The following is a 15,801-nucleotide window of genomic DNA, read 5'->3' as shown; positions in this document are numbered from 1 at the left end:
CTGGCGGGATCTATCATTTCAGGAAGAAACAATGAAGATGGCGAAGGCCCCAGCCACCGCTCCCTTGTTCAAGGCTTTGGGTGACTATAAAAGCATTCTGATCAGCGTCGGGTGCTTTACCGCACTGATTAACGTGCTGATGCTGGTGCCCTCCATTTACATGCTGCAGGTCTACGACCGCGTACTGTCTTCGCAGAACGAAACGACGTTGGCGATGCTGTCATTGATGGTGGTTGGCTTCTTTGCCTTCATCGGCATGCTGGAGGTGATCCGCAGCTTCATCGTGATCCGCATCGGCAGCCAACTGGAGCGCCGCTTCAACCTGCGGGTGTATCAGGCGGCGTTCGAACGCAACCTGTTCAAGGGCGAGGGCAACGCCGGGCAATCGCTGGGCGACCTGACCCACATTCGCCAATTCGTCACCGGCCCGGCCCTGTTCGCGTTTTTCGACGCGCCGTGGTTCCCGGTCTATCTGTTTGTCATCTACCTGTTCAACGTCTGGCTGGGCGTGCTCGCCACAGCCGGCGCGCTGCTGCTGATTGCGCTGGCCTGCCTCAACGAATACATGACCAAAAAACCGCTGGGCGAAGCTGCCGGTTACTCGCAGAAGTCCAGCCAACTGGCCACCAGTCACCTGCACAACGCCGAAACCATTCAGGCCATGGGCATGCTTGGTGCGTTGCGCAAGCGCTGGTTCGGCGTGCATTCGCGCTTCCTCGGTCTGCAGAATCAGGCCAGCGACACCGGCGCGGTGATCAGCTCGATCAGTAAGACCTTGCGTCTGTGCCTGCAATCGCTGGTGCTGGGCCTCGGTGCGTTGCTGGTGATCAAGGGCGACATGACCGCCGGGATGATGATTGCCGGTTCGATCCTGATGGGCCGCGTGCTGAGCCCGATCGACCAGTTGATCGCCGTGTGGAAGCAGTGGAGCGGGGCGAAGCTCGCTTACCGTCGTCTGGATTCGCTGCTGCAGGCGTTCCCGCCGAGTGACGACGCCATGGCGCTGCCGGCGCCGAAAGGCCAGATCACCTTCGAGCAAGTCAGTGCCGGCCCTCCCGGGCAGCGCGCGGCAACCCTGCAGATGATCAATTTCAATCTGGGTGCTGGTGAAGTGCTCGGCGTGCTCGGTGCCTCCGGTTCCGGCAAGTCGACTCTGGCCCGAGTGCTGGTCGGTGTGTGGCCGACCCTCGGCGGCACGGTGCGCCTGGACAGTGCCGACATCCATCGCTGGAACCGCGACGAGCTCGGCCCGTACATCGGCTACCTGCCACAAGACATCGAACTGTTCAGCGGCAGCATCGCCGAAAACATTGCCCGTTTCAGCGAAGCCAACCCGGAGAAGGTCGTGGCCGCCGCGCAACAGGCCGGCGTGCACGAGATGATTCTGCGCCTGCCGCAAGGCTACGACACGCAACTGGGCGAGGACGGCAGTGGTCTGTCCGGCGGTCAAAAGCAGCGTGTGGCCCTGGCCCGTGCGATGTATGGCGATCCGAGCCTGGTGGTGCTCGATGAGCCGAATTCCAACCTCGACACTGTCGGTGAAGCCGCGCTGGCCAGCGCCATCGCCCAGCTCAAGGCCAAGGGCACCACCGTGGTGCTGGTGACGCATCGCTCTTCGGTACTGGCTCAGGCGGACAAACTGCTGGTGCTCAACGATGGCCGCTTGCAGGCGTTCGGCGCCAGTCAGGAAGTGCTCAAGGCGCTGTCCGGCGCTCAGGAACAACAACGGGAAAAATCCGCGCAGGCACCGGGCGGGCTCAGCATGAGCCGGCAGTACCAGCCCTCGACAAGGAATTCGGGTGTATGAGCAGCGCCAGCATGAACACTGAAAACGAAGCCTCCATGGAACACGCGTACGTCACCGAGCGCCCGGAGCGCGATGCGAAATTCTTCGCCCGCATGGGCTGGATTCTGGCCATCGTCGGCGCCGGCAGTTTCTTTACCTGGGCCGCACTGGCGCCGCTGGATCAGGGGATTCCGGTGCAAGGCACCGTGGTGGTCTCGGGCAAGCGCAAGGCTGTGCAGTCGATGAGCAGCGGCGTGGTCAGCCGGATTCTGGTGCGCGAAGGCGAGATCGTGAAGCAGGGTCAACCGTTGTTTCGCCTCGATCAGACCCAGGTGGCCGCCGATGTGCAGTCGTTGCAGGCGCAATACCGCATGGCCTGGGCCAGCCTCGCACGCTGGCAGGCCGAGCGCGACAACCGCAAAGAGATCACCTTTCCTGCCGAACTGAGTAACGACCCGGATCCGCGTCTGGCGCTGGTTCTTGAAGGCCAGCGTCAACTGTTCAGCAGCCGCCGAGAAGCGTTCTACCGCGAGCAGGCCGGTCTGCGCGCCAGCATCGAAGGCGCCACAGCGCAGCTGGCCGGCATGCGCCGCGCCCGCACCGACCTCAATGCCCAGGCCGATTCGCTGCAACAGCAACTGAGCAACCTGCAGCCACTGGCGGACAACGGCTACATCCCGCGCAACCGCTTGATGGAGTACCAGCGTCAGCTGTCGCAAGTGCAGCAGCAACTCGCGGAAAACACCGGTGAAAGCGGCCGGGTGGAGCAGGGCATCCTCGAATCGCGCCTGAAACTGCAACAGCATGGCGAGGAATATCAAAAGGAAGTGCGCACGCAACTGGCCGACGCGCAACTCAAAAGCGTGACCCTGTCCGAGCAACTGACCTCGGCCGGTTTCGACCTGCAACACAGCGAGATCCTCGCCACCGCCGACGGCGTGGCGGTCAACCTTGGCGTGCACACCGAAGGCGCCGTGGTGCGTCAGGGCGAAACCCTGCTGGAGATCGTCCCGCAAGGCACCACCCTGGAAGTCGAAGGGCACTTGCCGATCAACCTGATCGACAAGGTCGGCACGCATCTGCCGGTGGATATCCTGTTCACCGCGTTCAACCAGAGCAAGACCCCGCGTGTACCGGGTGAGGTCAGCCTGATTTCCGCCGACCAGATGGTCGATGAGAAAACCGGCGTGCCGTACTACGTGTTGCGCAGCAGCGTCAGTGATCAGGCGATGGAAAAACTCCATGGCCTGGTGATCAAGCCCGGTATGCCGGCGGAAATGTTCGTGCGCACGGGCGAACGTTCACTGCTCAACTACCTGTTCAAACCATTGCTCGATCGCGCTGGCTCTGCGTTGACTGAAGAATAAGGATGTTCGGCTGTATGAATAAGCTTTCGATGTTGGGAGCAGCGTTCGCGCTGCTCGCAGGAAACAGCGCGCTGGCGGCCATGGGGCCATTCGAGGTCTACGAACAGGCATTGCGTAACGATCCGGTGTTCCTCGGCGCGATCAAGGAGCGCGACGCGGGCCTGGAAAACCGCATCATCGGCCGCGCCGGGCTGTTGCCGAGACTGGGTTACAACTACAACCGGGGTCACAACACCTCGAAGGCCACGCAACTGACCGCCCGCGGCAACCTCACCGAAGACCGCAACTACAACAGCTATGGCTCGACCCTGACCTTGCAGCAACCGTTGCTCGACTACGAAGCCTACGCGGCGTATCGCAAAGGCGTGGCGCAGTCGCTGTTCGCCGACGAGGCGTTTCGCGGCAAGAGTCAGGAGCTGCTGGTGCGGGTGCTGGACAACTACACCAAAGCCTTGTTCGCTCAGGATCAGATCGACATCGCCCAGGCCAAGAAGAAGGCTTACGAGCAGCAGTTCCAGCAGAACGAACACATGTTCAAACAGGGCGAGGGCACGCGCACCGACATTCTCGAAGCCGAGTCGCGCTATGAACTGGCGACCGCCGAAGAGATCGAGGCACGCAACGAGCAGGACGCCGCGCTGCGTGAGCTGGGCGCGCTAGTCGGCGTGCAGACGGTGGACATCAGCGAGCTGGCACCGCTGGATCAGAACTTCCAGACTTTCGCCCTGATGCCCGCCAACTACGACACCTGGCATGAGCTGGCGATCAGCAACAACCCCAATCTGGCGTCGCAGCGTCAGGCGGTGGAAGTGGCCAAGTATGAAGTTGAGCGCAACCGCGCCGGGCACCTGCCGAAAGTCAGTGCCTACGCGTCGATCCGCAAGACTGAATCGGACAGCGGCAACACCTATAACCAGCGCTACGACACCAACACCATCGGCTTTGAAGTCAACGTGCCACTGTATGCCGGTGGCGGGGTATCGGCCTCGACCCGTCAGGCCAGCCGCACCATGGAGCAGGCGGAATACGAGCTCGATGGCAAGACCCGCGAAACCTTGATCGAACTGCGCCGCCAGTTCAGCGCCTGTCTGTCGGGCGTCAACAAACTGCGCGCCTACCAGAAGGCCTTGGCCTCGGCTGAAGCGCTGGTGGTGTCGACTAAGCAAAGCATTCTTGGCGGTGAACGGACGAACCTCGATGCGCTGAACGCCGAACAGCAACTGTTTACCACCCGCCGCGATCTGGCCCAGGCGCGCTACGACTACTTGATGGCCTGGACCAAGCTGCATTACTACGCGGGGACGTTGAACGAACAGGATCTGGCGCGGGTGGATGAGGCGTTCGGACAAGGCCCGAAAAGCAACCCGCGTTAATGCTTGGCACCGAACCTGTGGCGAGGGAGCTTGCTCCCGCTTGAGTGCGTAGCGCTCACAAGATTTTGGGCTGCTGCGCAGCCAGCGGGAGCAAGCTCCCTCGCCACAAATAGACTCGCTCGATATTTCAAGAAGTGCTCGCCCGGCGAAACGGGTCATAACAAAAATATAAGAAAAGTGAGTGGTGAACATGGAAGTACGCATCAAGCCGGCAGCGGTCGGCACTCTGTTGCTCGCAGTTTCCATTGCGCAAGCCAACGCGCAGTACCTTGAAACCGGCAAGCCCGGCGATCCGGCCAGTTGGCGCAGCGCCGAATTCCAGCGCGACTGGGGCCTGGCGCGGATGCAGGCCGATCAGGCTTACGCCGCCGGCATCACCGGCAAAGGCGTGAAGATCGGCGCCCTCGACTCCGGCTTCGACGCCGCCCATCCCGAGTTCGCCAGCGACCGCTATCACCCGGTGCTGGCCTCCGGCAGTTACGTCGACGGCTCGCTGTTCAACGTCAACGGCACCCTCAACCCCAACAACGATTCCCACGGCACCCACGTGGTCGGCACCATGGGCGCGAGCCGTGACGGCACCGGCATGCACGGCGTGGCGTACAACGCGCAAATCTACGTCGGCAACACCAACAACAACGACAGCTTTCTGTTCGGCCCGAAACCCGATCCGCGCTATTTCAAAGCGGCCTACGACGCTCTGGCCGCTGCCGGCGTACGGGCGATCAACAACAGTTGGGGCAGTCAGCCGCCGGATGTCAGCTATCGCACCCTGGCCGATCTGCATGCCGCTTACGCCCAGCACTGGAATCAGGGCACCTGGCTCGATGCAGCGGCGGACGTCTCGCGCCGTGGCGTGATCAACGTGTTCAGCGCCGGCAACAGCGGCTATCCAAACGCCAGCGTGCGCTCGGCGCTGCCGTACTTTCAGCCGGACCTCGAAGGCCACTGGCTGGCGGTTTCCGGGCTGGATCAGAGCAATCAGCAGAAGTACAACCAGTGCGGCATCGCCAAATACTGGTGCATCACCACGCCGGGGGCGAAGATCGACAGCACCATTCCGGGTGGCGATTATGCGATCAAGTCCGGCACCTCGATGGCCGCGCCGCACGCCACCGGGGCACTGGCGCTGGTGATGGAACGCTACCCGTACATGAATAATCAGCAGGCGCTGGAAGTGCTGCTGACCACCGCCACGCAACTCGACGGCTCGGTTACCGATGCGCCGACCGAGCGGGTCGGCTGGGGCGTGGCCAACCTGAACCGGGCGATGCGCGGGCCGGGGCAGTTGCTTGGCGCGTTCGATGCCAACCTGGCGGCCGGGCAAAGCGATGTGTGGAGCAATGACATCTCCGACAAGGCATTAATTCAGCGCCAGCGCGAAGACCTCGCCGAACACGGCGCCTGGCAGCAGACCTTGCAGGACAAGGGCTGGCAGAACGGTATTCCGGCCGGTGCCACTCAGCAGGATCAGACCGACTACGCCGTCGGTATGGCGCGCGATGCCGCAGCGGCGACGCGGGTCTATCAGGGCAGCCTGATCAAGTCCGGGGCAGGGCGCTTGCTGCTGACCGGCGACAACACCTTTCGTGGCCCGACCACGGTCAATGGCGGCTTGTTGAGCGTCAACGGCTCGCTGGCCTCGGCGGTGACCGTCAACGACAGCGGCACCCTCGGCGGTTCCGGGCGGATCGCCTCGTTGCTCGCCAACAGCGGCGGCCGCGTAGCGCCGGGCAACTCCATTGGCACCTTAAGCGTGGCCGGTGACGTGACCTTCGCCCCAGGCTCGACCTACGCGGTCGAGCTGTCGCCGACCAGCAGCGACCGCATCGTCGCTGGCGGCAGCGCGAGCATCAACGGTGCCACGGTCAGCCTGTCGCTGGAAAACAGTCCGACCCTGCTCAGCACCACTGAAACCCGCAGCCTGCTCGGCCATTCGTACGACATTCTGCAAGCGGCCGGTGGTATTCAGGGCCAGTTCGGCGCGGTGCTGCCGGATTACCTGTTCATCGGCGGCAACCTCGACTACACGGCCAACGCCATTCAGCTCGACATTCAGCGCAACGCCACCTCGTTCGCCAGCGTCGGGCAGACCCCGAATCAGCGTGCGGTGGCGGCCGCCGTCGAAGGCCTCGGCGCCGGCAATTCGGTGTACGAAAGCCTGCTGCTGTCGGCGTCTGCAGCCTCGGCGCAACAGGCGTTCCAGCAATTGAGCGGCGAAATCTACCCGGCGCTCGGCTCGATGCTGATCAATGACAGCCGCCAGTTGCGCGACGCGGTCGGCGAACGTCTGCACGATGCCAACGCCACGCAAAGCAATGGCTGGATCAAGGCCCTCGGCGCCTGGGGTTCGACCAACTCCGGTAACGACACTTCGCGCTACAGCACCTCAATCGGTGGTCTCCTCGCCGGTGTTGACGGCGCGCTGGACGAGCAGACCCGCATCGGTCTGGTCACCGGATATAGCGATAGCTCGCTGAACATGGGCTCGGACACGCACTCGTCGGCCAAGGTCGACAGCTATCACCTCGGCGCTTACGCCGGTCATGACATCGGCGCCTGGCGCCTGAGCACCGGCGCGGCCTACAGCTGGCATCGCGCCGATGTGAAGCGCGATCTGCAATACGGCAACGTCAGCGCCAAACAGAAAGTCAAGGTCGATGCGGCGACCACGCAGGTCTTCGGCGAAGCGGCTTACCGGCTGAACCTGCAACCGCTGGCACTGGAGCCGTTCGCCAACCTCGCTTACGTGCATCTGGATACCGAAGGCTTCACCGAAAAGGGCGATGCGGCGGCGCTGAAAAGCTCGGGCGATCAGCGCGACGCAGTGCTCAGCACCCTCGGTGTACGGGCGGTCAAGCGCTTCAACCTGTCGGCCGCGCAGGCGCTGGACCTGAGCGGGCATCTCGGCTGGCAGCACAGCCTCAGCGACATCGACGCCGAACAGCATCTGCGCTTTGCCAGCGGTAGCACACCGTACGCGGTCGAGAGTTCGGCACTGGTGCGTGACGCGGCGCTGGTCGGCGTACAAGCCAGCCTGGCGTTGAGCAAGGACGTGCGGGTCAACCTGGATTACAACGGACAACTGGCCAACCGCGAGAAGAGCCACGGCGTGGGGCTGAGCCTGAACTGGCAGTTCTGAAACAAACCCCGCAGGTCAGGTGAACACACACTTGTGGCGAGGGGATTTATCCCCGATCGACTTCGCAGCAGTCGCTCACCCGGACAACTCGGTTACTGGAAACTGCTCGGGGTCGCTTCGCGCCCCATCGGGGATAAATCCCCTCACCACAAGCGTTATTTCCCAGGCCCGGGTGTGGGCCTGGTACACGGATTTTTCGCAACAACACTAAGGAAGGTCGCTGGATGAATAACAACAATACCCGCGCGCAAACGGGCGGTCGCTTCGCCATGAAAACCCTCAATTGCGCCGTGATTTGTGCGCTGACCACCTGGGGCACCGCGCACGCGGTGCCTTACGTGGAAAGCGGCCGCAGCGGCGATCCCGCCAGTTGGCGCAGCGCCGAGTTCCAGGCGGAATGGGGCCTGGGCGCCATCGGCGCGGATCACGCTTATGCCGCCGGTTACACCGGCAAAGGTGTGAAACTGGGGATCTTCGACCAGCCGGTGTACGCCGCGCACCCGGAGTTTTCCGGTGCCAATAAAGTCATCACCCTGGTCACCAGCGGGATCCGCGAATACACCGACCCGTACATCCCGGTCAAAGCCGGCGATGCGTTCCGCTATGACGGTTCGCCCTCGGTCGGTTCCGACGGCAAGCTCGGTGCCCACGGCACCCACGTCGGTGGCATCGCTGCCGGCAGCCGTGACGGCGGGCCGATGCACGGCGTGGCGTTCGGTGCGCAGATCATCAGCGCGGATAACGGTGACCCGGGCCCGGAAGACGGCATCGTCCGTGGCAACGACGGCGCGGTGTACAAGGCCGGTTGGGATGCGCTGATCGCCAGTGGCGCGCGGATCATCAACAACAGCTGGGGCATCGGCATCACTGACCGGTTCGACCTCGGCGGCCGCGACCCGGCGTATCCGCACTTCACCGTCAACGACGCGCAAGTGCAGTTCAACGAGATCCGCACACTGCTCGGCACCAAGCCCGGCGGCGCCTATGACGGTGCGATTGCCGCCGCCCGCAGCGGTATCGTGACGATCTTCGCTGCCGGTAACGATTACAACCTGAACAACCCGGACGCCATCGCCGGCCTCGGCTACTTCGTGCCGGACATCGCGCCGAACTGGATCACCGTCGCCGCGTTGCAGAGGAACCCGGACCAGGCCAGCGCCAATCCGTACATCATGAGTACGTTTTCCTCGCGCTGCGGCTACACCGCGAGCTTCTGCGTCTCGGCGCCGGGCACGCAGATCTACAGCTCGATCATCAGCGGCACCAACGCCGACAACCTGACCACCGGCTACAAGAACTACAACGGCACCTCGATGGCCGCACCGCATGTGGCGGGCTCGATGGCGGTGTTGATGGAGCGCTTCCCGTACATGACGGGCGATCAGGTCGCCACGGTGCTGCGTACCACCGCGACCGACCTCGGCGCACCGGGCATCGACGCCTTGTACGGCTGGGGCATGATCAACCTGCGCAAAGGCATCGACGGCCCGGCGATGTTCGTCACCGAGCAGGACATCCCGGAAGAGTTCCGCATTCAGGGGGCCTACGGTTCCGGGCAGTTTGTCGCGGACTTGCCGGGCATCGGCGCGATCATCGACAAGGGCAAACCCACCGAGCGCCTGTGCACCGACATCACTTGCGGCCTCGACACCTGGCGCAACGACATTTCCGGTCACGGCGGGCTGACCAAGCAGGGCATCGGCACGCTGGTGCTGACCGGCAACAACACCTACAGCGGCCCGACTCTGGTCAATCAGGGACGTCTGGCGATCAATGGCTCGCTGGCTTCGGCGGTCACGGTCAACGACAGCGGCATCCTCGGCGGTAACGGCCGCATCGGTGCACTGACCGCGAAAAGCGGCGGTACCGTCGCCCCGGGCAACTCGATCGGCACGCTGAACGTGGCCGGTGATGTGACCTTCGAGCGCGGTTCGACCTACGCGGTGGAAGTGTCGCCGACCAGCAGCGACCAGATCGTTGCCGGTGGCAAAGCGGTGATCGATGGCGCCACGGTCAGTCTGTCGCTGGAAAACAGCCCGACCTTGCTGACGACGACTGAAGTGAAGAGCCTGCTCGGTTCGCAGTTCAACATCCTGCAAGCGGCCGGTGGCATCCAAGGCCAGTTCGGGCAAGTGCTGCCGAACTACGCGTTCCTCGGCGGCACCCTGGCGTACTCGGCAAACGGCGTGCAACTGGACGTCGGGCGCAACGGCGCGTCGTTCGCCAGTGTTGGTCTGACGCCAAACCAGCGTGCGGTCGGTGCGGCTGCCGAAGGTCTCGGGGCGGGCAATGCGTTGTTCGAAACCCTGCTGCTGTCGCCGAACGCGGCCTCGGCGCAACAAGCCTTCCAGCAACTCTCCGGCGAAATTCACCCGGCCATCGGTACGATGCTGATCAACGACAGCCGCTACCTGCGTGAAGCGGTGGGCGAGCGTCTGCGTGAGCGTGATCTGTTCAATGCCGACGCACCGACCGACGACCGCAGCAACGCTTGGGTCAAGGTACTGGGTTCGTGGGGCAAGAGCGATGGCGGCCATGAAAACGCCGACTCCAACAGCTCCATCGGCGGGCTGCTGGCCGGTGTCGACGGTTTGATTGCTGAAGATACCCGTCTGGGTTTCGTTACCGGTTATAGCGACAGCTCGTTGAACATGGGCGGCGGCACGCATTCGTCGGCCTCGGTCGACAGCTATCACCTCGGTGCGTACCTGGGGCATCAGATTGATGCGCTGCGTCTGACCGCCGGTGCGGCTTACAGCTGGCATCGCGTGGACGTGAAGCGTGATCTGCAGTTCGCGGGCGTCAATGGCAAAGAGAAAACCAAGCACGATGCGGCGACCACTCAGGTGTTCACCGAAGCGGCTTACGATCTGCGTCTGCAACCGATGAATCTGGAGCCTTTCGCCAACCTGTCGTACGTGCACTTGAACACCGACAGCTTCACCGAGAAGGGTGATGCTGCGGCGCTCAAGAGCGGCGAAGACAACCGCGACGTGGTGCTGTCGACCCTTGGCGTACGCGCCAAGCGCAGCTTCGCGCTGTCGGACAAACATCAGCTGGAACTGGGCGCGACCCTCGGCTGGCAGCACAACCTGAGCAGTGTCGATGCTGACAGCCACCTGGCCTTCGCCAATGGCAACAGCGCCTTCACTGTGCAGAGTGTGTCGATGGATCGTGACGCGACGGTGGTCGGCGTACGCGCCGGGCTGGCGCTCAATCGCGATGTCCGGGTCAACCTGGACTACAACGGACTGATCGGTAACAACGAGAAAGACCACGGTGTGGGTCTGACCCTCGACTGGCAGTTCTAAAGGCGTGCCGGCAGTCTCTTGGGGGCTGCCGGTTTTGAAGGAAGAGAGAGCACAACATGGGATTGTTCGATTATAAAAATGCCGACGGCAAAGCGTTGTACAGCGATGCCATCGCACTGACGCTGTATGCCTACACGCCAACCGGCCAGCCGTTGCCGGCCACCGCCTGGAAACCTCTCAGCGCCACGGCGCTGGGTTATCAGGGCACGGTCGGCGCGCAAGGTACGTTCTTCGGCGAGAAGGATGGCTTCACCAGCGCCGAGGCCGAAGTGCTCGGCCGGTACGACGCTGGCGGTAAATTGATCGGCATCGGCGTGGCCTTTCGCGGCACCGGCGGGCTGGGTTACAGCGACACCTTCGGCGACATGAAAAACAATCTGCTGGCCGCCATCGGGCCGTCGGATTACGCGAGCAACTACGCGAAAAACGCCTTCGACAACCTGCTCAAGGCTGTCGCCGCGTTCGCCATTGCCAACGGTATCGCCGCCAAGGACGTGCTGTTCAGTGGCCACAGCCTCGGTGGTCTTGGGGTCAACAGCGTGGCCGAGTTGAGCGGCGGCAATTGGGGCGGGTTTTTCAAGGACGCCAACTACATCGCGTTCGCCTCGCCGACCCAGAGCAGCACCGGCAACAACGTGCTGAACATCGGTTACGAAAACGATCCGGTGTTCCGTGCGCTGGACGGCACCACCTTCAGCAGCGGTTCGCTGGGCAAGCACGACGGGGCGCATGAGTCGACCACCGACAACATCGTCAACTTCACCGACAACTATGCGTCCACCGCGCAGAACCTGGTGCCATTCAGCATCGTCAATCCGCTGAACTGGTCGGCCCACAGCTCGCTCGGGTATGCCGATGGCTTGAACCGGGTGATCGATTCGAAGTTCTACAACCTCACGCACAAAGACTCGACCCTCATCGTCTCCAACCTTGAGGAAGCGTCCCGGGGCAAGACCTGGGTCGAGGATCTGGGGCGCAGCGGCGAGCCGCACACCGGCAGCACCTTCATCATCGGTACGCAGAGCAACGACTGGCTCAAGGGCGGGGCGGGTAACGACTTCCTCGAAGGCCTGGGCGGTGATGATCGGTTCCGTGATGACGGCGGTTTCAACATCCTCCTCGGGGGGCAGGGTCACAACACCTTCGAGCTGCAGAAACCACTGCAGAACTTCAGCTTCGCCAACGACGGTGACGGCACGCTGTACGTGCGCGACGCTTACGGCGGCATCAGCATGACCCGCGACATCGGCGCGCTGGTGAGCAAGGAGTCGGGGTCGTGGTGGGGCAGCAAGGAAATCACCTGGGGTGTCACGGCCAAGGGTTTGACCAATGGCAGCGAACTGACCCAGTACACCCATTCGCTCAACGGCGATGCGTACGGCAATGCGCTGCACGCCAGCGCCGACGGTGACTGGCTGTTTGGCCTGGGCGGCGATGACAAGCTGATCAGCGACAAGGGCCACGTGACCTTCGTCGGTGGCGCCGGCAACGACGTGATGACGGCAGTGGGTGGCAACAACACCTTCCTCTTCAGCGGCGCGTTCGGTTTTGATGCGATCAATGGTTATCAGGGCAGCGACAAACTGGTGTTCATGGGCGTCGAAGGCGCGGGGCAGGGTTATGACTACAAGCAGCATGCTGTGCAGTCGGGGGCCGATACCGTGCTGAAGATTGGCGAATATGCCGTGACCCTGGTCGGGGTGGGAGTGGCTAACCTGTCGGACTCGGCGTTCGTGTTCGCCTAGCTCCAGAGTGGGAGCGGGCTTGCTCGCGAAGGGGCCGTGTCAGTCAACATTGTTTTAGCTGATACGCCGCTTTCGCGAGCAAGCCCGCTCCCACAGGGGAAGATCTGCAACAAGTAGTACTGAAATGCTCCGGGGCGTGCCCGCGAGGGGCGCCCTGGCTGTGAGCTATCTCTGACAATTCCAACAAAAGAGAGGCAATAGCAATGGGTGTGTATGACTACAAGAACTTCGGCACAGCCGATTCCAAGGCGCTGTTCAGCGATGCCATGGCGATCACGCTGTATTCCTATCACAACCTCGATAACGGCTTCGCCGCCGGTTATCAGCACAACGGCTTCGGCCTCGGCCTGCCGGTCACGTTGGTCACCGCGCTGCTCGGCGGTACTGATTCGCAAGGGGTGATTCCCGGGATTCCGTGGAACCCCGACTCGGAAAAACTTGCCCTCGACGCCGTGAAAAAGGCTGGCTGGACACCAATCACCGCCTCGCAGCTGGGCTACGACGGCAAGACCGACGCGCGCGGAACCTTCTTCGGCGAGAAGGCCGGTTACACCACCGCCCAGGTGGAGATCCTCGGCAAGTACGACGCCCAGGGCCATCTCACGGAAATCGGTATCGCCTTTCGCGGCACCAGTGGCCCGCGGGAAAACCTGATCCTCGACTCGATCGGCGACGTGATCAACGACCTGCTGGCAGCGTTCGGTCCCAAGGACTACGCCAAGAATTACGTCGGCGAAGCGTTCGGCAATCTGCTCAATGACGTGGTGGCGTTTGCCAAGGCCAACGGCCTTTCGGGCAAGGACGTGCTGGTCAGCGGCCACAGCCTCGGCGGGCTGGCGGTCAACAGCATGGCTGACCTGAGTGGCGGCAAGTGGGGCGGGTTCTTCGCCGATTCCAACTACATCGCCTACGCCTCGCCGACCCAGAGCAGCACCGACAAAGTGCTCAACGTCGGTTACGAAAACGATCCGGTGTTCCGCGCCCTCGACGGCTCGACCTTCACCGGCGCCTCGGTCGGCGTGCACGACGCGCCCAAGGAGTCGGCCACCGACAACATCGTCAGCTTCAACGATCACTACGCCTCGACCGCGTGGAATCTGCTGCCGTTTTCGATTCTCAATATCCCGACCTGGATCTCGCACCTGCCGACCGCTTACGGCGATGGCATGAACCGCATCATCGAGTCGAAGTTCTACGACCTGACCAGCAAGGACTCGACGATCATCGTCGCCAACCTGTCGGACCCGGCGCGGGTCAACACCTGGGTGCAGGATCTGAACCGCAACGCCGAAACCCACAAGGGCGGCACCTTCATCATCGGCAGTGACAGTAATGACTTGATCCAGGGCGGCAGCGGCAACGACTACCTCGAAGGTCGCGCCGGCAATGACACTTTCCGTGACGGTGGTGGCTACAACGTGATTCTCGGTGGCGCCGGCAACAACACCCTCGACTTGCAGAAATCGGTGAACACTTTCGACTTCGCCAACGATGGCGCCGGCAATCTGTACGTGCGCGATGCCAACGGTGGGATCAGCATCACCCGCGACATCGGCAGCATCGTCACCAAGGAGCCAGGTTTTCTCTGGGGGCTGTTCAAGGACGACGTGACCCACAGCGTCACGGCTAGCGGCTTGAAGGTTGGCAACAATGTCACGGCCTATGAATCGAGCGTGAAGGGCAGCAGCGGCGCCGACACGCTCAAGGCAAATGCCAGCGGTGACTGGTTGTTTGGTCTGGATGGCAACGATCATTTGATTGGCGGCGTCGGCAACGACGTGTTTGTCGGTGGCGCCGGCAATGACCTGATGGAGTCTGGGGGCGGGGCGGATACGTTCCTGTTCAATGGCGCGTTCGGTCAGGATCGGGTGGTTGGCTTTACGGCCAACGACAAACTGGTGTTCCTTGGCGTGCAGGGTGTGTTGCCTAATGATGACTTCCGCGCGCATGCCTCGATAGTGGGGCAGGACACGGTGCTGAAGTTTGGCGCTGACTCGGTGACGCTGGTCGGGGTGGCGCTGAATAGCCTCAGTGCCGATGGAATTGTGATCGTCTGAGGTTGATAGGGCGCCGGTAAGGGCCTATTCGCGAGCAGGCTCGCTCCCACATGGGGCTATGTGATCGACACAGGTCCAGTGTGGGAGCGAGCCTGCTCGCGAAGGATTCAGCTCGGTATCAAAAGTGACTCAACAGCCACACCCTGACTCAAAAGCTGTGCAAACAGCAGAAGCGGCCTAAAGCCAGCACGTGCACGCACGTTCTATAGCCAGCCGCCATTGAGTACAGGAGATGCACACGTGAAAAGGTTCAAGGGGTATGTCGGGATTGTCGGACTGGCGCTGTTATCGGCCAATGCCTGGGCCGATCTGCCTCAAACCTCGATTCTGAGCCGCTACGGCATCAGCAGTGACCAATTGCCGAAACCGGCGAAGACCGAAGCAGCCGAGCCGGTCGAAGAGAAAAGCCTGTTTCAGATCCAGCCCGAACAGCCGTTCGTGACGTTTCGGCGCGGTGATGACAAACAGGCGCAAGCCACTGGCAATCTGAGCATTGACCGCATGACCCAACAGGATCTGGAACGCTGCCGGCGTCTGCAAGCCGAGCTGGCGCGGCGCGGTGAGCAGTATTTCAGCTGTGATCACAGCATTATGGGTTTGCCTGCTTTCGAATAACCCAGGCGGATAACACTTCCCCTGTAGGAGCTGCCGCAGGCTGCGATCTTTTGATCTTGTTTTTAAAATCAAAATCAAAAGATCGCAGCCTGCGGCAGCTCCTACAGGTAAAACGGGGTGTCAGTCTTCCTTGCGTACGGTCGCGACCTCATCGGAGCGGACTTTCACCTTGGTCCCGGAAATATCCTCGAATTCATAGAACCCGTCCTTGTTCTTGGTTTTCGGCATGTCCTTGGTCAAATACTGAGTACCGTTCTGCAAGGTCACCACGGTTGGTGTCGAGCAGCCGCCCAATGCCAGGAAGGCTGCTACCGCCAGGGGAAGACCCAGAGTCTTGATGTTCATACCCACCTCAAATACCTCATTCCATATCAATTGACCGACTTCGGTCTCTAACGCGGTTGG

9 protein-coding genes are annotated in these 15,801 nt (G+C 62.2%); 8 read left to right on the top strand and 1 reads right to left on the bottom strand.

Annotation, left to right across the window (positions count from 1 at the left end; genetic code table 11):
- The first annotated feature begins 31 nt into the window (after positions 1–31).
- From QRN61_RS17150 to QRN61_RS17115, 8 genes are all read left to right on the top strand, one after another.
- Positions 32–1,807, top strand: a complete 1,776-nt coding sequence (locus QRN61_RS17150) for a type I secretion system permease/ATPase (protein WP_027612782.1) — start codon at positions 32–34, stop codon at positions 1,805–1,807.
- Positions 1,804–3,153, top strand: a complete 1,350-nt coding sequence (locus tag QRN61_RS17145) for an HlyD family type I secretion periplasmic adaptor subunit (RefSeq protein ID WP_049827896.1) — start codon at positions 1,804–1,806, stop codon at positions 3,151–3,153. Before QRN61_RS17150 ends, QRN61_RS17145 begins: the two co-directional genes overlap by 4 nt.
- 2 nt (positions 3,154–3,155) lie before the next feature.
- On the top strand, positions 3,156–4,526 hold the full coding sequence (locus tag QRN61_RS17140; RefSeq protein WP_285374308.1) for a TolC family outer membrane protein: 1,371 nt from the start codon (positions 3,156–3,158) through the stop codon (positions 4,524–4,526).
- A gap of 190 nt (positions 4,527–4,716) precedes the next feature.
- On the top strand, positions 4,717–7,668 hold the full coding sequence (gene eprS / locus QRN61_RS17135; RefSeq protein ID WP_285374307.1) for an autotransporter serine peptidase EprS: 2,952 nt from the start codon (positions 4,717–4,719) through the stop codon (positions 7,666–7,668).
- Positions 7,669–7,892: 224 nt separating this feature from the next.
- Positions 7,893–10,979, top strand: coding sequence for an autotransporter serine protease (locus QRN61_RS17130; RefSeq protein WP_285374306.1), 3,087 nt, complete (start codon positions 7,893–7,895; stop codon positions 10,977–10,979).
- 56 nt (positions 10,980–11,035) lie between these two features.
- Complete coding sequence (locus tag QRN61_RS17125; RefSeq protein WP_285374305.1) at positions 11,036–12,724, top strand: polyurethane esterase; 1,689 nt, start codon at positions 11,036–11,038, stop codon at positions 12,722–12,724.
- Positions 12,725–12,927: 203 nt separating this feature from the next.
- A complete protein-coding gene (locus QRN61_RS17120) occupies positions 12,928–14,781 on the top strand; it encodes a polyurethane esterase (protein ID WP_285374304.1) in 1,854 nt (617 codons plus the stop codon).
- A gap of 240 nt (positions 14,782–15,021) precedes the next feature.
- Positions 15,022–15,396 (top strand): hypothetical protein, encoded by a 375-nt coding sequence (locus QRN61_RS17115; protein ID WP_097087458.1) that lies wholly within the window; start codon positions 15,022–15,024, stop codon positions 15,394–15,396.
- A gap of 120 nt (positions 15,397–15,516) precedes the next feature.
- Here the strand turns inward: QRN61_RS17115 and QRN61_RS17110 are convergent, their stop codons facing one another.
- Positions 15,517–15,741 carry a YgdI/YgdR family lipoprotein gene (locus tag QRN61_RS17110; RefSeq protein WP_041064149.1) on the bottom strand — a complete coding sequence of 75 codons (225 nt, stop codon included), beginning with the start codon at positions 15,739–15,741 and terminating at the stop codon, positions 15,517–15,519.
- Between the last annotated feature and the right edge of the window lie 60 nt (positions 15,742–15,801).

Origin of the sequence: Pseudomonas sp. lyk4-TYG-107, from assembly GCF_030209055.1 — a bacterium.
Taxonomy (GTDB): domain Bacteria; phylum Pseudomonadota; class Gammaproteobacteria; order Pseudomonadales; family Pseudomonadaceae; genus Aquipseudomonas; species Aquipseudomonas putida_A.
The sequence above is the reverse complement of the archived record's forward strand: the minus strand, read 5'-3'. Positions and strand labels throughout refer to the sequence as shown.

Excerpts from the sequence above, each read along its gene's own strand:
- QRN61_RS17120 (WP_285374304.1), top strand. The coding sequence starts at position 12,928 with ATGGGTGTGTATGACTACAAGAACTTCGGCACAGCCGATTCCAAGGCG.
- QRN61_RS17150 (WP_027612782.1), top strand. The coding sequence starts at position 32 with ATGAAGATGGCGAAGGCCCCAGCCACCGCTCCCTTGTTCAAGGCTTTG.
- QRN61_RS17145 (WP_049827896.1), top strand. The coding sequence starts at position 1,804 with ATGAGCAGCGCCAGCATGAACACTGAAAACGAAGCCTCCATGGAACAC.
- QRN61_RS17125 (WP_285374305.1), top strand. The coding sequence starts at position 11,036 with ATGGGATTGTTCGATTATAAAAATGCCGACGGCAAAGCGTTGTACAGC.
- QRN61_RS17130 (WP_285374306.1), top strand. The coding sequence starts at position 7,893 with ATGAATAACAACAATACCCGCGCGCAAACGGGCGGTCGCTTCGCCATG.
- QRN61_RS17140 (WP_285374308.1), top strand. The coding sequence starts at position 3,156 with ATGTTCGGCTGTATGAATAAGCTTTCGATGTTGGGAGCAGCGTTCGCG.
- QRN61_RS17110 (WP_041064149.1), bottom strand. The coding sequence starts at position 15,741 with ATGAACATCAAGACTCTGGGTCTTCCCCTGGCGGTAGCAGCCTTCCTG.
- eprS (WP_285374307.1), top strand. The coding sequence starts at position 4,717 with ATGGAAGTACGCATCAAGCCGGCAGCGGTCGGCACTCTGTTGCTCGCA.